This window comes from Nitrospira sp. T9, from assembly GCF_052156535.1.
GTDB lineage: Bacteria > Nitrospirota > Nitrospiria > Nitrospirales > UBA8639 > Nitrospira_E.
In genome coordinates this window covers 1-19,529 of record NZ_JBQKUP010000042.1, presented here as the reverse complement: position 1 = coordinate 19,529, position 19,529 = coordinate 1, and the positions used below count along the sequence as shown (strand labels likewise).

Here is a 19,529-nt window from a genome sequence, read left to right as displayed (position 1 = left end):
TAAACCTTCCCTTCACCAATATTAAAGGTCTCTTATGTTAAGAACCACTTTCCTTAAACGAATTTTTGAGATAATCCATTATGGTGGTATATGCCCAATGTCGTAGCATCAAAATCTCTAGACCAGCTAATTTGACGACTCCATCAGCTATAAACGGTTTCAACGCTAAAGAACCCGTCCTCAAATCTTTAGGTAAGCGTTCAGCTAAGGTTTTCAGTCTAACTTTGCTCTTCTCTGATAATATGCCTGCACTATGAACTATTGCGTGTCCTATTTCTCTCATTTCATAATAGCGATCAAAGACCATATCCAGAGTAGACCGCCGGCCTTTAGGTGATTTAAGGCCAGCATCATTAACAAGGAAATTGAAAATATTTACATGTTCGTTTTTATCTTGGCACCAAGATGCCCTTACTTTTTTAGCGATATCAGCTTCACTCAAATCTGGAAAGACTAAAGGAAGCGTTTTTTCATATATATCTTCTAGTACATCGTCCATTACAGCCACCATTCGAATCATGAAGTCTTCAGCTAATTTTTTAAGTGCCTCGCCTCTGTAAGCGCCTGGCAAGTCATTTCGATTAATACAACCTCTACTTTCCTCTCCACCTCAACTGGTAGCCGTAGAGAATCAGGTATATTCATTGTTGTGCTTAATTGAAAATTATCTTTACGAGCTTCATACCCTTTTGCTGCAACATCACAGGCATTCAGTAACAGAGCAGTATATGTATACAAATTTATGATTTTCTGAGTTCCTTCTTCCAGACAACCGATCGCAGCATTTTGTACTTCTGGCGTCATATACAATCCTTTTACCTAGTCAAGGACTTTCGTTCGCATTTCCACCTTTTCCACGTTATAGCTAATTTTGATGGAAAAGATTTACCTATTCGTTTTGTTTTTTTCGGTGTTTTGTGTCAACTCATTCTTGAATCCGTTTAAACCTGTTCCTTCCATGTTTCCGCCCTCTCTCCTGGCCTTGTGGTGTGGCCGAGCAGTGCAGGCGACTCCGGAGAAAAGGCGCGCACTGTTTGAGCCCTTCGAGAAGACTCAGGCCAAGCTCCGCGAGTTTGCGCGCCGCCGGAGTCGGCGAACCGCGAAGGGAACCCGAAGGGCCACACCACGGCCACCATGGTTTTGGCCACTTTTGCCGAAACAAAAGTGGCTCGGCTGCCGGTCCGAAAACCGGCTCTTTTTCAGAACTCCATAATTAACTGGGCGAGCTAAGATCTTCTTCCGCCTGCAGATTAGACGAGGGAGTGGGAGAGCTCTTGGGGTGATAATATTTTCGACCTTCCAATTCTTTAGGAAGATGGGTTTGGGCTTTGGCACCGCTTGGATCGTCATGGGCATAGCGATAGTTTTTGCCATAATCCAGATCCTTCATCAGAGACGTCACCGCATTACGCAAATGCAGCGGTACCGGGAGATTGCCCTTTTCCTTGGCGTCTTTCTTCGCTGCCAGTAGCCCCATATACGATGCGTTGCTTTTTGGAGCAGTGGCTAAATAGGTCACACCATGCGCCAGGTTTATTTGTGCCTCGGGTAATCCGATGACCTCCACCGCATGAAAAACGGCTGAGCCAATCAAGAGCCCCTGCGGATCTGCCATCCCGATATCTTCCGACGCAAAAATCATCATGCGCCTGGCGATGAACTTGGGATCTTCTCCACCTTCCAACATTCTCGCCAGCCAATACAACGCCCCATCCGGATCGGAATCACGCATACTTTTAATAAAGGCCGAAATCAGATTGTAGTGCTCTTCTCCATCCCGGTCGTATCGCAAGGCCTTCTGCTTCAAGGCTTGCTTGACGTGCGGTTGATCGATGGTGATCGGTTTGCCTGGCTTCGCAAATTGGCCAACGACAAATTCCAGGCCCGTTAGCATCGACCGGGCATCGCCATTCCCATATCCAATCAAGAGACGCTGCGCATCGGGAGTAAGGGTCACGCGTGAGGAACCGAGCCCACGTTTCGTATCCGAAAGGGCACGATTCAAGATATGCTTCAACGCCTCCTCGTTTAAGGATTGAAGCACCACCACCATAGACCGGGACAACAAGGGAGCAATCACTTCGAAGGAAGGATTCTGTGTGGTGGCTCCAATGAGTATAATATCTCCCCGTTCAACATAGGGGAGGAAGGCGTCCTGTTGCGCTTTATTGAATCGATGGATTTCATCTACAAAAAGAAGGGTACGCTGTCCTGACACCTTCCGGCGTTGTTGGGCCGTTTTCAGCAATCCGCGCAACTCCGGCACGCCACTGAGCACCGCTGAAAACGGGACGAATGTCGCCCGGGTTTTCTTGGCGATTAAACTTGCTAGGGTCGTCTTCCCCGTCCCAGGCGGGCCCCAGAGAATAAGTGAGGGCGCACGATCCTGTTCAATGGCCACACGCAGGGGCTGACCTTCGGCCAGGACGTCTTCCTGTCCAACAAACTCCTCAAAGTCCAGCGGCCGCATTCTTTCTGCTAACGGAGCGTCGCGTTTATCGGAAGGTTCCTGAACGGGGAAAAGATCTTCTTGCGACTGTGGCTCAAAGGATTCCATAAAAATGCACGTACCCCTAAGTATTTCTGGCAGGCGATTCTGTGATTACCTCTCTATTTTCAGTATGCTATAACCACCGGTCATGCACCCGCAAATGAAACCAGCATATGGCTCCTTGATGACATCTCTCGAGAAAATTCGAGGTGGCTCCCATCGACAAAAAAGGAGAGATCGGTGAAAGCGCTGATTCATGGAGTTACCGTCGGGTATTCCGATCAAGGGGACGGCACGCCGCTAATCTTCATCCATGCCTTTCCACTTTCTAAAACCATGTGGCAACCTCAAGTCGATGGACTGAAGGACACCTATCGAGTGATCACTATTGACCTGGGAGGACATGGAGAATCCGACATCGTGCCATGGAATGATACGCTGGACGCTTATGCCAAAGATGTCATCCACCTGCTCGATCATTTGGGAATTGCCCAGGCAGTGTTTGTGGGCTTGTCAATGGGCGGATATACCCTCTTTGCAATCTATCGACATTATGCTGATCGGGTAAAAGGCATGGTTTTGGCAGATACAAGAGCTCAAGCGGATAGTGAAGAAGGGAAAGCTGGACGTGGGTCGATGGCTCAAGTCGCTTTTACCGATGGAGCACCAGCCATTGCCGACCTCATGCTTCCCAAACTTCTGGCCCCTTCCACCATTGAGCGTAATTCTGAAATTGTGGAGCAGGTTCGACAGATGATTCTTCAAACCTCAACGGGGGGAATTGTCGTCGATTTGGTGGCTATGGCCGCTAGACCTGATTCAACCGACCTTTTATCCACAATCACCTGCCCGACTTTGATCATTGTGGGCGAGGATGATGTCGCTACGCCGGTCTCAGAATCTCAGTACATGGCCAACCGGATACCCGGCTCAACCTTGGTCACCATCCCTGAAGCCGGCCATCTCTCGAACTTCGAACGACCAGCCGCCTTCAATGAAGCACTTCGGAGCTTCCTCACGACAAACCGGTTATAAGTATCGCCGCAACGCCAAACCGATCAGAAAAACATCTGATGCAGGAGTTTTATTGGAACTACAGAAATAGAGCAACAACGGGACTAACGGAAAGGAAATTTGGAGGAAATCAAAAAGAGGTTCTCTTGTCACAGACCACACACAAAACCAGAAAGAAAAATAAGGATGAGACCGGCGCCTCCTGCGCGACATGCCCTTCCATGGGAATACCTATGAAAACTCAATAATGTCGCATTTAACCTGATTCCACCATAAGAATCAACTATCTAGAAAATTCCAGCCATCAACTATTTTTGAACGTGAAAATGAAATGGATGGAAACATCTAATCGCCGTCACATCCGCGCTGGCGAATGAGCTTAAGAAATTCGTTACGGGTTTGTTCTTGTTTGCGAAACACACCCAGCATTTCACTGGTGACCGCCACGGTATTCTGCCTTTCTACTCCACGCATACTCATACACAGATGGCGGGCTTCCATGACAACAGCCACGCCACGCGGCTTGAGCTTCGTGTGAAGGGTGTCAGCAATCTGGACCGTCAACCGCTCCTGGACTTGCAGACGACGACTAAAGGCATCGACAATCCGAGGGATTTTGCTCAAGCCCACCACATGCTTATTGGGAATATACCCGATATGACATTTCCCAAAAAACGGCAGAAGGTGATGCTCACAGAGGCTAAAAAAATCAATATCACGCACGATGACCATCTCATCATATACGATAGGGAACAGAGCCCCATTCAATAATTCATCGATATCCTGTTGATAGCCTTTGGTAAGGAAGGCCATGGATTTGGCTACCCGCTTGGGCGTATCAGTTAAACCATGTCGTTGGGGATTTTCACCCAAATTTTCCAGTAGTTGCTTTACAATGATTTCCAGATTCGGGAGATTGGGAATTCGGACCGGCTGGCTGTTGTCTGGAATGACCGCCCGTGGCTTGATGGATGAAGGCCGCTTCGGCTTGGTCGGCATTAGTTCTCCTTTATCCCGTTTCTGTTGGAAGAATCGCTGGGCACTCTTGGAGCACCGATATATTCAAAGAAGTTATCTCTGGTTTCAATCACCCCAATTTTTTCCAATTGCCCGGAAGGAATTTGATCAACCAGTAGATCCCAAATTAAACGCGCTAAATTTTCACCAGTTGTCGTGACTTGGGCAAATGCGGGATCAAAATTGAGATGTTGATGATCAAAGCGATCGATTATCTTGTCTTTCACAATTTGGTCCAAGACGTCCACGTTTGTGATCAACCCTGTGCGCATATCCAGTTCTCCGGCCACCGTCACCAGAATCGTATAATTATGCCCATGCCCGTTCAGATTATTACATTTTCCAAAAATCTTTTTATTGGTTTCCTCTGGCAATTGATCGGTATGCAGACGATGGGCGGCGCAAAACCGATAGGTTCTGGTGATGGAGGATGCAGTCGGCATAGCAGTCGGTCTCAGCATTCTTTTACATTGCCGTGCATATTTGGAAATGTACGGCTGTGGCGGGTATCCTCACTTACCCTTGAAAAGAGGGCAAAGTTACGCAGATCGTTCAACTTCGGCCTCACCCCATTTTTCTTCGGGGACTTGCACAATCACATCCCCTAACACGCGAGCCTGACAGCCTAACCGATGGTAAGGCTCAGTCAGTGCTTCCCGATCGAGCAAATCCTGCTCATCAAAATCGATATCAGAAAGATTCCCTTCACCCGCAATTACATCCACCCGGCAGGTCGTGCAAGAGGCGTTGCCCCCACAATCATGATTCAATGGGAACCCGAGTTTCTCCGCAACTTCTAAGAGGGAAAGACCTTCAGAAACTTCGCCAGACTTCCCTTCCGGATGAAGAAATGTTACGCGAGGCATACAATCTCCTCCTTACTCAGCGCCAACTGGAACCGGCTTGAACGGACATCGCCCCAGGCGAATATGGTCTTCGAACTCGTGACGAAACAGGCGTAGGCTATTTTGTACCAACACCGCAGCTCCCGTCACCAGAGTACAAAATCCGGTGCCTTTGACAAACCCACAAATTTGCAACAGTTTGGCCAGATCCCGCTCTTCTCCTGATCCATCTTCGATTTTCCGCATTAAGATCGCTAATTCCTGCGTACCAATCCGGCAAGGTGGACATTGCCCACAACTTTCCCGTTCAAAAAATCCGGAAAACTTGAGCGTTTGCTCCACCATACACGTCGCATCATCGACAACAATGACGCCGGCAGACCCCAATCCAGTGCCAGCTTTCTTAAGCGAATCAAAATCCATGGGTAAATCCAATTGATCCGCCCCTACCATGGAAAAGGACGGCCCACCGGGGAACACGGCTTTGACAGCATGTCCGTTCGGCACGCCCTGCCCACAGACCTCAATCAGATGTCGGATGGACGTTCCCAACGGCAGTTCATACACACCGGGCCGATTCACGGCTCCACTGAGCGAAAACAACATCGTCCCTGGAGTAGTACTGGTTCCGACCTGACGAAACCATTCTGGTCCGTTTCGCAAGAGTTGGGGAATATTCGACAGCGTTTCAACATTATTGACTAAGGTCGGCTTGCCATGCAGTCCAAACTCCGTGGGATAGAAGGGGGGCTTTTGCTTAGGCTGGGCTGGACGACCCTGCATCGATTCCAACATCGCAGTTTCTTCACCCGCCACGTAACTGCCATATCCATCAAAAATTTCAATATCCAGGGTAAGACCTGTGCCAAGAAAATTCTTTCCCAATAAGCCCTGCTCTGTGGCCTGCTCTTTAGCTCGCTCAAAGATGGCTCGCTCTTCGGAAAATTCATGATTTAAATAGATATAGGCCGCCTTCGCTCCAACGGTATACGCCGCAATCAGGCATCCTTCGAGAAGTTGGTGAGGATGATGTCGAAGCAAATACCGATCTTTGCACGTCCCAGGTTCATGCTCCCCGGCATTACAGACAAAATATCGCTCTTTGACGCGATGATTGACCACCTTGTCCCATTTCAGTCCGGTAGGAAATCCAGCGCCCCCTCGTCCTCGCAGATGGGCCTCTTTCAATTGTGCGATTATGGCTTGCGGATCATTCTTCGTGACACATTGAACCCAAGCTTCATACCCCCCTTGTTGGCGGTACGCCTCTATGTCCCCTGGTTCACCCTTTACCTCCCGCAACACTCGAGGTGCGAATGCGTTATCCACCGAAGCCCCCTTGATCAATGGTTTGGACCCACATGTGTTTTCCCAATATGTTCACCACTTGGACGATGGTCTTTTTTTTACAAATCCCTTCCTTGAAAAACCAAATTTCCTTCCATATTCCTAAGGAAAATCAGGCATCAAGGCGGGGTCAGCGTACGAGCACTACCCACTATACGAATGGGTCGCTAAAGTCGTCAAGGTAACAAGAGGACCAGAAGGCACGTCTATTTAGTGAAGAAAAAAGATGGGCATGTTCGTCATGTCATCTATCACGTTAAAGGGTCTTTTTCATCATCTGATCGACATGGCTGCACAATTCCTTAACGGCTTCGGCTGAAACCTCCAGAGCTGCGTGTTCCTCGGGGGTGAGCGCATACTCAACAATCTCTTCCGCTCCGCCTGCCCCTAGTTTTACCGGCACACCCAGAAAGAGGTCGTGAAAACCATATTCCCCGGCGCATAACGCCGCACAGGGAAGGATTTTCTTTTGATCTTTAGAGATTGCTTCAACCATTTCTACGACTGAGGCAGCCGGGGCATAATAGGCACTCCCTGTCTTGAGTAGATTGACAATTTCGATTCCTCCCTCGCGGGTCCGTTTGATCAGGGCCTCTAATGCCTCCGGCGACAACCATTCGGTCACCGGCCTCCCTGCCACAGTCGTATAACGATTCAAGGGCACCATTGAATCGCCATGCCCCCCCAGAACCATTGCGTGAATATTTTCGACCGAGACCTGCAAGGCCTCCGCAATAAAGGACCGGAATCGTGCCGAATCCAACACCCCGGCCATTCCAATGACCCGGTTCCTGGGAAACCCACTGACCCGATGCGCGACGTGGGTCATTACATCAAGAGGGTTGGAGACAATAATGAGAATGGCATCAGGGGAACGTGTGGCCGTCTCACGGACTACGGCGGACACGATTTTGGTATTGGTTTCCAATAATTCATCACGGCTCATTCCTGGCCGGCGAGGTACGCCTGACGTAATCACCACAACGTCGGAATCTTTGGTCGCCTCATAATGATTCGTACCTGTGACGGCGGAATCGTAAGCACAAATTGGGCCGGCTTCGACCAGGTCCAAAGCTTTGCCCTGCGGCAAACCCTCGACGATATCGACCAGCACAATGTCGTACCAATTTTTTTCTGCCAACCGTTGCGCGATGGACCCTCCGACATTTCCAGCTCCCACCACAGTCACTTTGATACGGCTCATGAAACCACCCATCCCTTTGAAAGGGTTTCCAGCCATGCGGGTTTAATCATCGTCATGGCTCGTCCACCCTGCGACTTTAAAGTTGATCGTACACACAAAATTATCTCCATCATAAAAATTGACTTTGATTTTTTTCTTTCCGTATTTCCGACTCAAAAAATTTTCCGGATCGTCGATAAACTCCTGGTAGGTTCCCGCCTCATACCCTCCTAATTCCTTAAACGCGACAATCATCCCGACCTTGACCTCCTGTAGCATTTTGGTCGAACAGCGAGGAAAGATTTCCCAAAACTTTTCACGGATATCATCTTGGGTTGGCTCGAACCGTTCTCCGTCCTCCTGCCGATCTTTCCGGTCAAACTTCGCCTGCCGTCGGACATAGGGGTATTGATGGCCGGTAAACAACTTATAGAGCCAAGGTGGCACATCAGAGTGTGAAGGTAAACTCGTCATACATCTCCCATATCCGCTCATCTGGCTGTAAGCCGTTGATAAATTTTCGGCAACTTCATCGGAAGTGATTCGACTTCATCGACAACTACATACCCAATCTCCCCATACATCCGTTTCACATAATCGGTGGGCGCTTGGTCAATGGTAATGCAGAAGGGATGGACGCCTTGAAGACGAGCTTCACGAAGAGCCATTTTGGTGTCTTCCAGGGAATATTCATCCGCATAGTCATCATCTAATGGTTTCCCATCACTGATCAGAATGAGAAGCCGGACTTTCGCCGCTTGCTGTTTCAATCGCTGCATCGCATGTCGTATCGCCGCGCCATCACGGTTCTGCTGTTTGGAAGTTACGCCGCTGATTTTCAAACCGACACGCCCTCCGGGTCGTTGGTCAAAATCTTTCAACACGTGAATGTCCACCGATTGCCGGGATTGCCCGGAAAAGCCATATATCGCATATTGATCGCCAATCGCAGACAACGCTTCTGAGAGCAAGAGCAAGCCTTCCTTTTCAATGTCGATAACAGGACGCGCTCGAGTTCCAATCTGCCGTCCGGTCGACCCGCTCATATCCACCAGAAATGCCACCGCAACCTGTCGATCACGTTTTTGTCTGGTGGCATACACCTGATCAGAAGAATCGTTTCCTTGCCGTCGATCAACCATCCAATTCACCAAGGCATCCAAATCAATGTCCTCACCATGTGATTGGCGCCCCATTCGACGAAAGGCTTCCGGACGAATCGCTTCAAAATAACGACGGATGAGTCGCACCATCGGGCCATACACTTGAAACGTTTCATCGACAAAGTCTGGTGACCCTTCACGACCTGCCTGTTCGATTACACGGCACCATTGGGGTCGATAGTCACGTACCGTCCCATCCCACTCTTCATACAGATACTCTCCCTCACGGAGACGAGCCCCCTGTTGTCCATCGCTAGGACGAAACGCAGGTTGAAACCACTGCTGCATAGGTGATTCACCAAAGGTTGGCTTCTTAGGATCTTGCGAAGGATCGGGTTGGTGAGGAGATCGACGCTCAAATTGGCTGGGTGTGTCCCCCCCGGCATTTTCCCCCATTGTGGCAACTTGATCCTGTTGCCCTCCTGTCTGCCCTTTCGACACCTGTTCTCCCTCTTCCCCTCCTTTGACGTGGTCTGGATTAAGAATGCCCCGATATCCCCAGTTACTCAAAGGCTGATACGCCTCTTCTAAGTGTTCAGCCGCTTCAGGTTGGCCGCCTGAGTCAGAAACCCCGGAAGTATTGGAAAAGGGTTCAAGTTCTTGTTCTTGGTTGTGCTTTTCAAGGGTTCCAATCCGGCGCTCCAATTCCTGGTAGAGACGGTCGGCAAGTTCAACAGATTCATCGACGGTCGCGGTGGGGTGTAAGATCGTTCGGGCAATCTGCCAGATTTCATCAATCACCTCTTGAAGTCCCGGACGAGTGAATTCCTCCTTGGTGAATCCTGCAAACAGCAACAACAATGCGTCCAGCACAATCTCACGAGCCGTCATCCCATGGGAAAGCGGGCGAAGCTCCATGGCTTCCTTTGTCAAAGACGTCAAATCCTCTTGTAAGCCTGGGTATTCATGACGGAGCAAAAAGTCAATTCGAGCATCCTCCACAATTTCCCACAAATCCCGGATAATCTCTGGTTGAGGGTAGCGTTGAAAGAGATTTCCCAATGTGTAAATGGCTCTATTGGGACTAAGAAATTTTTCGTGGTATCGGGTCTGCACCCGTGCAGCCACACGGTGCAACACTTCAGTCGAGAGCGCATACGTGCCAAATTCCACATGCCCAACTTCATGGGCGACCATGACCGTATACCATCGTCGGTTTCCTTCACGGGTCTCCGATCGCCTCATGACCAGAGGAAGATATACCGTTTTTCCGTCAGCGCTCACCTGAGCTTTCCCGGAGACAGGACTCGTTGACATGTGGCTGCCATCGATCGGACCTCCTCCCTCGGGGAGCCCCTCTATGGCCACATCCTCTCCACACAACGCTCTGGCAAACATTTTCAACGATCTGGCGACTTGACGAAGCGACACTCCACTCATTGCCTGCTCTACGGCTGAGCAGGCCTGCCGCGTCTCCAGACCAAAAAAGGCTCGTCCAGCCTCAACACTATATTCAAGGGCCTCCATACCCTGGCCAAACCACGCATCAAACACACCGGAATCGTCTTCCTTGCCGGCCAAGACGACCACCTCGGGAACCTGAGTAAAATACGCGAGAGTAGCCTCGGCATCCCGATCCGCCACAAGAAGGCCGAATTTCAAGATTCGAATCTTCCACTCGACCGTCGAGACCCTAGTCAAAACTTCTGGCGCCTTCGACAAAAAAACTACCGCCTGTTCGGGAGAATGATCTGCGAGGTTCGTACCTAGATCAATGACCCCTTGCTTGACATTCTCATTGTGGATCTCAAGAAACAAACTTGGACTGGCTCGAAAAAACTCCAAGGTTCCAATGTAATCAGGCTTTCCAAGGCTGTTTTGAACCATAAGCTTCATGCCAAATCCAATCCAGGACTTTGCCGATTTCAATGGAATAGCTTTAGCAATGGAGGGACACTCCCGGAAAAATTCATTTCCTAATACATAATTCCATTCGGCCAGCTCCATCCCTAGTCGAGCCCATTCCCGAATCTCAGGAAGGGCAATCTCCCCGCACAATTGGGGAAGTACCTTGAACCATTCATAGGCACATTGTGGAGCGGTCTCATTTGACCCATCGGCCAACTCCAAGACATGGGCCAACAATTCGGCCCGATTCGACTCTTTTTCTAGAAATCCAAGAATCATAGGGCTTTCTTTGAAATACCGAAGACCGAGTGCGCCAGAGGCCTGAGCGAATGTTATCCCTAAATCCAACCACGGGATGGCACTGTCTAAACATTTTTTTCGATACACCTCACCCAGAGCCCATACGGCTTCACCCTGTATTTTTGACGAAATCTCTTTTAATTCAATGAGCAACTCTAGAACAGGCATCCGGAGACGAGGGTCTGCGAGTTGTTCATCGAGACCATGCGCCGTGGTCGCATCAAGTCGGTCGACCAATAACTCATGAAGTTCATCTTTTGGGGTAAAGGAAGACATGTAATTGATTAATAACCGAGGGAGTTACATGGGTACAAGACGGGTTCTTCCCCAGCACAATCCCATACCGCATTGTAACCACAACTACGGCTGGGCATTATAAAAGTGGCTTCAAGGGTTGTAAACTCACCCAACTATCTTGAAGATTCTTCCCTTTATCCTCCGTAACTCATGAATGTTCAGAATTTTTCGAGGATAGGCTTTCCGTCAGGGCTGCGGCTAGGTCAGATAAGGTTTTCCCTTCAATAAAGACTCGCTTCTGTCTTGAACTAACTCCGGATTTCAGCTGCACATATTGGCGGGGAACATCAACATGTCGGGCCAAAAATCGACATAATTCTGCATTGGCCTGACCATCTACCGGCGGAGATGCTACGCGAATCTTCAAGGCTTCCCCATGGAGCCCAACAATCTCGGTTTTTGACGCTCGTGGCTGAATATAAATTCGAATTTCTATACCTTCTGACTTTTCTATGACGCATCTGGCCCATTCCATGTAAAAATGTCCTATAACTGATACAAATAATTGAACTTATTTTGTCAGAGAAAAAGATTGATTTGATAAAGATAAACGAAAAACAATATCACATAAATAGCAATAACATATTAATTTTCAATGCCTTATGCCATACACCCAGATCTTGACATGAACCCTGATGGTGAGTAAAATATTTTTAGATTGATAACAGTTATCATTTTCGAAAGGAAGTTCATTCAGTAACGGATTTTTTATGTTCATCTGTATCTGCAAAGGTATCAAAGAATCCGATGTCCGTGAACTTGGACAAGCAGGTGTCACTTGTCCCTTAGAGCTTGCGGACGCCCTCGAACTTAATGACAAACGGCAGTGCTGTGGCCGTTGCATCAAAAAAATATCAAAATTTGTCGCACTCGCTAAAGAAGAAACCTCCTGCCAACGCATCCCCATGGTAAGTTAGGGGTTTCCGTTCCTACCATTTCACACCCGATTCCCTGTAATTCCTTCTCAGGCCTATCACTTGGCCTCTCCTGGAGAAAAGCATTGTCCCTAAAGGTTTTGGGGGAACCAATCTTTCTAGAATCAACCTTATTCAGCCAACGCTTGCCCCAGCTCAAAATGGATGAGAGGACTCGTTTTGTTGTCCTTGTCTATGGAAAGAGCAGGTGGGTACGCCCGGCGAAATGATGCAGACTTCGAATTCTTAAAATCTTACATCAAGCGTTCCAATGCCCTGCCATCGCAACCAAATTCCTACCAAGACCAAAATCAGCATCACACTCATAACCGCATAGTCTTGGATACCCAATTTCCCCGTAGAGTAAAAATGCCGTGTCGCTAAGGGATGGAACCCTTTGGATTCTAAAGACATGGCCAGAAGATTTGTTTGACGAAGGGCATGCCCAATCAATGGGATCACCAAAGGCACATATTTACGAATGCGTTGCAGAATTCCGCCCGTCGACACATCTAATCCGCGTGAGCGCTGCGCTTGAACCACGCCTGCCCCTGCTCCCAACAACATTCCCACCCAACGGAATGCGAGCGAAAAGACAAACCCTGCCCGTGAAGGAAGTCCTAATTGCTGAGAGGCCTGCGCGAGCTCTTCAACCGAGATCGTCGATAGTAGCCAAATCCCAGCCCAGAGCATAATTAACAATCGCAAGCCCATGCCTAAGCCAACCATGACACCTTCCCAGGTCACTCCAAGCCCATGCAAGAGGGGCACAGGTGTCACACCTTCGACAAAGAAAGGCCAGAGCGCCACGCTATAGACAAAGAGGAGAAGCGTCAGCATCCACATTTTCCTCACATTGGCCCACACGCCTGACAAGGCTAACCCACTCATTACGAATCCAAAGAGTACCAGCAAGTAAAACGGATCAGAAAAACAGAGTGCTAGCCCAAACACTCCAAGCACCGTCAGAACTTTGGTGCGTCCATCTAACCGGTGAATCCAGGAATTCCGGGAGAGATACAAGGAAACAATCATTGGTAGTTATCAGGCCCTACGAATCTCACGCACCCCAAACACGCTCTCCATTATCTGAAACGTATCGACCACAAGTTTTATGGAAAACCTGGTCTGCAGGAAGCCTTCACTTCTTCCACCGTTAGCAGGGTCTGTCCCCATCGTTGACTAAAGCGAGAAATGGCCGGAATCTCTAATGATGCCGATTGGATCAAGCCCGGATCAGCAAAAACTTCGCGGGGGGTTCCATCAGCAAGAATTCTCCCGCTGTGAATTAACAAACAGCGCCGGGCATAGGCGGCAACAAGTTCCATCGAATGGGTGATCATCACAATCGTATGCCCCTGTTGGTTCAATCGACGAATCATCGCCATCATCCGGTCAGTTTCATCAGCATCAAGCCCTGTCGTCGGCTCATCAACAATCAACAGAGCCGGTCTGGTAGCCAACACGGATGCCACCGCAATCCGCTGTCGCTCTCCTTTTCTTAGGGAAAACGGATCTAAGTCTCGGCTCCCCTCAAATGGCAATCCCACAGCAACCAGCGATTCTTGGACCCGATCGACAATCTCATCGCTTGAGCAACCCATATTTTTCGCACTGAAGGCAACTTCTTCCCAGACGGTATCCGCAAAAATTTGGTGATCAGGATTCTGAAAGACTAATCCGACGCGCCTCGCCAATTCATTCATCGATGTGGTGCGGGTATCCATACCGTCCACAACAATGGTGCCGTGTGTCGGTATCAAGAGGCCATTGAGCAATCGTGCAAGCGTACTTTTCCCGGATCCATTCTGACCCAGCAAAGCCAGAAAGTCTCCTGGACGGATGGAAAATGACACCTCATCCAGGACCGGCTGCTCTTCATACCGGAAAAAAACATTGTCAACCTGAATCAAGGGCAAAGCCATGGTTGATTTTCTCTCCGGCAGGTGACCCAAACGAAGCGAGTCATCCAGGACCGCCGCCGGGGGAGACAGACAAAGATTCAATACCTCAGCCTGGGTCCAGGCTTCCTCGACAGAAATAGGCAAGTGTTCCACGCCCCATTCTTCAAAACATTCTGTCAGGGCGAAGGGTCGAAGACCATAATCCCGCATCAACCGAGGCTGTCGCAACAAGGCTTCAGGTTTTCCCTCCCAGACGATTTGCTCCTGATCTAAAACCAGAACACGATCCGCTAGCAAAAGATAGCCATCATCATGCTCCGTCATAAGCACAGTAATCCCGTCTTGTCGAAGATTACGTAAAACCTCCCGCAATTGTGCTCGCCCTGCCGGATCATAATCTGAACCGGGTTCATCTAAGACCAACAGCGCCGGTTCCTGCACGAGCACAGAAGCCATCACCAGACGCTGTCTCTGGCCACCGGACATCCTCATGGGATCACGGTGGGCACAATCGCCCAATCCCATTTGACTGAGGGCATGAACGACCCGCCGTCGGACCTCGTCCGAAGAAAGCAGGGGGTCACGGTATTCCAATGGATGCAGCAGTTCCCCCTCAACGGTCGTCGCTACAAGTTGCGTATCAAAATCTTGAAACACCAGGCCGACCCGTTCGGCCTGTTTCCATACGGGATCATCCACAGTTCCACGTCCCTTCACCCGGAATGTTCCGGAGAAAAACCCAGGGATCATGTGAGGAATGAGACCATTACAGGCATAACATATTGTGGATTTGCCACTCCCACTCCTGCCTAACAGAACGACGAGTTCCCCAGAAGCCAGAGAAAAGGAAACATTCCGGAGAACGGGCACTATACCCGAGGCATATTGGAAGGAAAGTCCACGACAGTCCACAATAGCGTCGTCGAGATGGTCATTCGCCTTCTCGCTCTCCATCGATTCAGATGACCGCAGAGTTTTGGAAGGATGAATACGGGCAGAATCTAATTCTCGAATATCTTCATACCGTAATCGCCACCGTTGCACCCTGGGATAGAGAAAACCCAATAATGGAGGACCGAGGAACAAGCCCATTACCACATTATTAAAAAAGATCGCTGGAGCGAGAATAACGAAGGGTAACAATCCCAACCACTCCACTCCCCACGCAATCATTCCGGCACAAGCAGCTGAAGCAATCACACACACCACGCCATATTCCATCATCTGACGCCAAGATTTCCCCAAAGGCGGCTGCCCAGAGGAAAACCACCCCAAATGCCCCCACAATACGTACGGAAGATACCCAAAAATAAAGTTGCCTAATAATCCAAAGAAACTTGCAGGCCCCAGGGTGCCGAAACAATCTCCGATGATATTGCCAATACCTGCACCCCAGGCCGCAGCGGGACCAAACAACAGCGATGCAACAATGGGAATAGCATTCGCCGGGCGTAATTCCACAAAACCAGGAACAATCGGAATGCCGGCTTTAAAGGGAATAAGAATCGCCGCATAAATTGCGGCAATCTGAGCCGTCAGAACAATCTGCCTGGTATCCCGCCAGACAGCCAGCAAGTCAGCCCACCATCTTCGTGAATCGCGAGCATCTTGAGGAATAGACATGAATATATGAAAAGCCCCTAAGACGGGAGGTATGCAGATGACTGATGAATCATGAATATTTTGATTGTCGATCCAAATATGGCTTCCGAAGCGACATGTAAAAAGAACAAGAATGAGGCAACGCCTCAATCATGTAGACAGTAGGAGAGTAAACGGGGAATTTGAGACCGCCCAATGAGCTGTGCTCTTACACGGCGAAGCGATTAAGCGTGCAGACATGAAGCCGCTCAGTGAAGACAAGAAACGTCATTGACGTCATTTTTCTTCGTTCCCAACCATGAACACTATACGATGATCAGCCTCCGCATAGAGAGGACCTTCGGCTAAGGCATTCAGCAACAGATCCCTCAGGGGGATTTGATGATCCGTTCGGTGTGTGACATGTGTCAACATGTCATAGCCATCCCCGCCGTCAGCCACAAATGCGTCCGTCGCCACGGTATAGGTTTTGGAAATATCCAACGGCACACCTCCAACCATAATACTGCTCACACGAGACCCGGCAGGAGCCTTTCCTTGATACCTGACCTGGAGACCGGAAATCTGGAAGAACCGGCCAGAATGATTCGGCCATTGGCTCACACTATGCTCTAAAACCTCACGAAGCATCGCTCCCGTCACATGTAGGGTCACAAGAGCGGAATCAAAGGGCAGTACTGACAGCACATCGCCAAGTGTTACCGGACCCGGTTCCAGACTTCGGCGAATCTGTCCGGCATTAATCAAGGCGATATCCGTGCCCAACGTGTTTCGCATACGATCGGCCAACAAATTGCCTAGATTGGCTTCTTGGGTCCTGATAACCGGTCGATCGCCCTGAAGCCGCACCGACGCCTCCCCCAACACCTGGGTGGCATGCCTGGCAAACCGCTGTCGATATTCATTTAAAAGTTGTTGGACCTTCGGCTCTACTGGAACCGCCACCGTCACTGGAATATTATAGGAACGCGCCTGGACCACCGATCCGTCTGAAATCGTCAGATCTAATCGCCCGAGTGTTCGTCCTTGACGATGCGTCTTCACATACACCGATCGGGGTCGGGTAATGGTTTCAACAGGCTCCATCAATCCGGGAGCATATAATCCGTCAAACCCTTCGGTATGTCCACCGATGAGCACATCCACCTCCTCAACGGTCTCCAGAATTTTTAAGTCTTCTTCACTATCTTGATGCGTGAGTGCAATGATCAGATCAACATTGCCTTCCATTCGTAACCGCAGGGCCTCCGCTTGAAGAGAGACAATCGGATCCACCAACGATAATTCCTTTGCCACCTCCCGGTTAAAAGTGCCAGGAAAATTACTTTCTCCGACAAGACCTAAGACCCCGACGACCACATTCCCCAGGCGGGTGACAAACGAGCGCCGGCAAGGCAGAAGGGATCGCTCAGACTGAAGATTCGTGCATAAAATTGGGAAATCGGCCAATTCGACCAATGTGCGAAGATGGTCTATTCCATAATCAAAATCATGATTTCCAGCCACCATCGCGTCATAGCGGATCAGATTCATGGCCCGAATATCCGGTTCACCGCGAAACCAGGAAGACAAAGCCGTTCCAATAAGGATATCCCCGGAATCCACCAACAAAACCGGCCCGCCTTCTCGCCGAACTTCTTCGACAATTGTACCTCGCCTGGCCAACCCCCCAATTTTAGTCCCTCCGGCTTGATCAAGCGGAAGCGCAACCCCATGATGTTCACTCGAATGTAAAATCACCAACCTGTCAGTCGCGTGGGCTGAATTCACCCAGAGAATCAAGATAAGGAGGAAATGCCTGCAATACCCTGGGCTTTGTAGTATCTGTCGCATGAAAGGGTTCAATTCAAAACGCAACACGGTGGGAGTTCCGCGTCATACATTAAGATTGCACACAACGAAACCCGATATGCGCATAGGGGTAACTTTGTCGAAACCAATTTCGAAATGACCGGCGCAAGAGCCGGCTCGGGGTATGAGGACCACCACCTTTCACGACATAATGATCCTGGTCAAAAAATCTGGCCGAATAGCCAGGGTAAGTGGGGAGGGGTGAAAAACCGTGAAAAGGATAAAAAAGGGTCGATGTCCATTCCCAGCCATTCCCCACCATCTGAGCCACTCCAAAACCATTGCGCTCATAAGACTGGCTGGTAACCGGAACGGAATCCCAGGATTGAGAATCAACATTTACCTGCAGAAGCATTGATGCTTTATCACCCCAGGGGAAGGGCCGTTCAATACCAGCCGGAGTGCCAAAGGCTGCGCGATGAAATTGCGCCTCGGTTGGGAGTGTCATCCCGACCCAATTTGCATACGCTTGCGCCTGTCGATGAGTCACATACACCGGCCAGGATTTGGGTAAAGGGATCTCTTGGAACATTGTTCGCACATACCAGGCATCCCCTCGTCTGACCCAAAAGGCCGAAGGCTCCCCACCATCCTGGACAAATCGCAAATATTGTTGGTTCGTCACTTTATACCGGCTGATTAAAAACCCAGGAACAGCCACTTCATGTTGGGCAAATTCGTTGTCCCAGCCAAAACCCTCGTCCGGTGTCATCCCCAAGGTCGCAATCCCTTCCGGGACTTCTATCATCTCATCCTTGGCCGTTTCATCTGAGATTGAAAAAGAGGAGACGGGAGAAAAATCGGATGGGGGGTTCTTGTGCTTCGAATCCAAATGGTGCAGTAAATATGCGTTGGTCTCAGCATGCATCAGACGATGTTCAACCACCATATGAACAATCCATTCTGGAACAGATGTCAACAGCCGATCCACTTCCTCACGAGCACGCGCATTGTATCGGTACACCTCATTGACCGTTGGCCAATCGGATGGTTGGTCAACGGGAAAGCTTCCAAGAGAAGGATCAATACCGGCTTCAAATAATTGATCAAATGATTCATGAAATGAGGGCATGCCCAAGGTCCACCGACCAATCTGATTCCAGTCAAAAGCCTCAAGATGTCCCAAATAAAAAATTAAGCGGTTTCGCTCAGGAATGGGACGCTCATACATTGCCTCGGCACGCATAAACGAAAATAATTTATCAGTGCGTGACCTGGCCGACTCCAATTCTCTTTGCAATTGTGGCAATTGCGACATTGCGCCTCCTCAACCGAGATACAGCTAATAATGTCCCAGCAAACTAATTTCACAAGATACTTTGACCAACAAAACTAACTATACCAAGTCGTCTCCCCCTAGAAAAGTTCAATAAACGGGAATCAGATTCCAACAAAAAGGGGAAAAATCCTGTCATTAATAGAATAGCGGCCAAGTTTATCTCAAATTAAAGGATGATGTTTTCACCATCTAATGGCTGTTCTGTGCAAGGGAAAAGGCACACCATAGCCGTCAGGATGATCATAAACAATAACCTTCCTTTCTCCCAAAAACCTTTTTAACGCGAAACACGCAAAAAAAGAGCAGGGGGCGACATTCGTCGCCCCCTGCTCCTCGGGTTCCCCTCTGGGCTCCCTGCTTACAGCCAGTTCACCCGCTCCGCCGGGCGGATGTAAATCGGCTCTTCCACTTGCTGCCGCACCGCTTCCTTGCCCGATTTGTTGAACCCCAACACCGTGTCGTTGTACATCTCAA

At 49.4% G+C, this 19,529-nt stretch carries 16 protein-coding genes; 1 reads left to right on the top strand and 15 read right to left on the bottom strand.

The genetic code is table 11. From position 1 onward, the window contains the following. Positions 1-37: 37 nt before the first annotated feature. The 3 genes from ACTRXD_RS19520 to ACTRXD_RS19510 form a co-directional block, all read right to left on the bottom strand. Positions 38-520, bottom strand: a complete 483-nt coding sequence (locus tag ACTRXD_RS19520; protein ID WP_442433459.1) for a hypothetical protein — start codon at positions 518-520, stop codon at positions 38-40. An 11-nt stretch (positions 521-531) separates the two neighbouring features. Beyond that, positions 532-804, bottom strand: a complete 273-nt coding sequence (locus ACTRXD_RS19515; RefSeq protein ID WP_442433458.1) for a hypothetical protein — start codon at positions 802-804, stop codon at positions 532-534. A 409-nt stretch (positions 805-1,213) separates the two neighbouring features. Continuing rightward, positions 1,214-2,557, bottom strand: coding sequence for a replication-associated recombination protein A (locus tag ACTRXD_RS19510; protein WP_442433457.1), 1,344 nt, complete (start codon positions 2,555-2,557; stop codon positions 1,214-1,216). A gap of 174 nt (positions 2,558-2,731) precedes the next feature. On the opposite strand from ACTRXD_RS19510, the gene ACTRXD_RS19505 reads away from it, so the two are divergent. Next, the gene (locus ACTRXD_RS19505; RefSeq protein ID WP_442433456.1) at positions 2,732-3,526 is read left to right on the top strand and encodes an alpha/beta fold hydrolase; all 795 of its coding nucleotides are present in this window, start codon (positions 2,732-2,734) and stop codon (positions 3,524-3,526) included. 324 nt (positions 3,527-3,850) lie between these two features. On the opposite strand, the gene folE is transcribed toward ACTRXD_RS19505, so the two are convergent. The 12 genes from folE to ACTRXD_RS19445 all read right to left on the bottom strand — a co-directional run bounded on the left by folE (position 3,851) and on the right by ACTRXD_RS19445 (position 19,034). After that, a complete protein-coding gene (gene folE, locus ACTRXD_RS19500) occupies positions 3,851-4,504 on the bottom strand; it encodes a GTP cyclohydrolase I FolE (RefSeq protein ID WP_442433455.1) in 654 nt (217 codons plus the stop codon). Continuing rightward, positions 4,504-4,983 (bottom strand): 6-carboxytetrahydropterin synthase, encoded by a 480-nt coding sequence (locus ACTRXD_RS19495; RefSeq protein WP_442433454.1) that lies wholly within the window; start codon positions 4,981-4,983, stop codon positions 4,504-4,506. Before ACTRXD_RS19495 ends, folE begins: the two co-directional genes overlap by 1 nt. Before the next feature lie 78 nt (positions 4,984-5,061). Next, the gene (locus tag ACTRXD_RS19490; protein ID WP_442433453.1) at positions 5,062-5,388 is read right to left on the bottom strand and encodes a 2Fe-2S iron-sulfur cluster-binding protein; all 327 of its coding nucleotides are present in this window, start codon (positions 5,386-5,388) and stop codon (positions 5,062-5,064) included. 12 nt (positions 5,389-5,400) lie between these two features. After that, positions 5,401-6,696 (bottom strand): NADH-quinone oxidoreductase subunit NuoF, encoded by a 1,296-nt coding sequence (nuoF, locus tag ACTRXD_RS19485; RefSeq protein ID WP_442433452.1) that lies wholly within the window; start codon positions 6,694-6,696, stop codon positions 5,401-5,403. A gap of 274 nt (positions 6,697-6,970) precedes the next feature. Continuing rightward, the gene (mdh, locus tag ACTRXD_RS19480; protein WP_442433451.1) at positions 6,971-7,918 is read right to left on the bottom strand and encodes a malate dehydrogenase; all 948 of its coding nucleotides are present in this window, start codon (positions 7,916-7,918) and stop codon (positions 6,971-6,973) included. 42 nt (positions 7,919-7,960) lie between these two features. Continuing rightward, a complete protein-coding gene (locus ACTRXD_RS19475) occupies positions 7,961-8,371 on the bottom strand; it encodes a hypothetical protein (RefSeq protein ID WP_442433450.1) in 411 nt (136 codons plus the stop codon). 17 nt (positions 8,372-8,388) lie between these two features. Next, positions 8,389-11,484 (bottom strand): VWA domain-containing protein, encoded by a 3,096-nt coding sequence (locus ACTRXD_RS19470; RefSeq protein ID WP_442433449.1) that lies wholly within the window; start codon positions 11,482-11,484, stop codon positions 8,389-8,391. A gap of 169 nt (positions 11,485-11,653) precedes the next feature. Then, positions 11,654-11,980 carry a DUF167 domain-containing protein gene (locus ACTRXD_RS19465; protein WP_442433448.1) on the bottom strand — a complete coding sequence of 109 codons (327 nt, stop codon included), beginning with the start codon at positions 11,978-11,980 and terminating at the stop codon, positions 11,654-11,656. Positions 11,981-12,665: 685 nt separating this feature from the next. After that, positions 12,666-13,454 carry an energy-coupling factor transporter transmembrane component T family protein gene (locus ACTRXD_RS19460; RefSeq protein ID WP_442433447.1) on the bottom strand — a complete coding sequence of 263 codons (789 nt, stop codon included), beginning with the start codon at positions 13,452-13,454 and terminating at the stop codon, positions 12,666-12,668. Positions 13,455-13,531: 77 nt separating this feature from the next. Next, a complete protein-coding gene (locus tag ACTRXD_RS19455) occupies positions 13,532-15,946 on the bottom strand; it encodes an energy-coupling factor transporter ATPase (protein WP_442433446.1) in 2,415 nt (804 codons plus the stop codon). A gap of 255 nt (positions 15,947-16,201) precedes the next feature. Further along, positions 16,202-17,695, bottom strand: coding sequence for a bifunctional metallophosphatase/5'-nucleotidase (locus tag ACTRXD_RS19450; protein WP_442433445.1), 1,494 nt, complete (start codon positions 17,693-17,695; stop codon positions 16,202-16,204). Between the two features lie 112 nt (positions 17,696-17,807). Further along, the gene (locus ACTRXD_RS19445) at positions 17,808-19,034 is read right to left on the bottom strand and encodes an SUMF1/EgtB/PvdO family nonheme iron enzyme (protein ID WP_442433444.1); all 1,227 of its coding nucleotides are present in this window, start codon (positions 19,032-19,034) and stop codon (positions 17,808-17,810) included. Between the last annotated feature and the right edge of the window lie 495 nt (positions 19,035-19,529).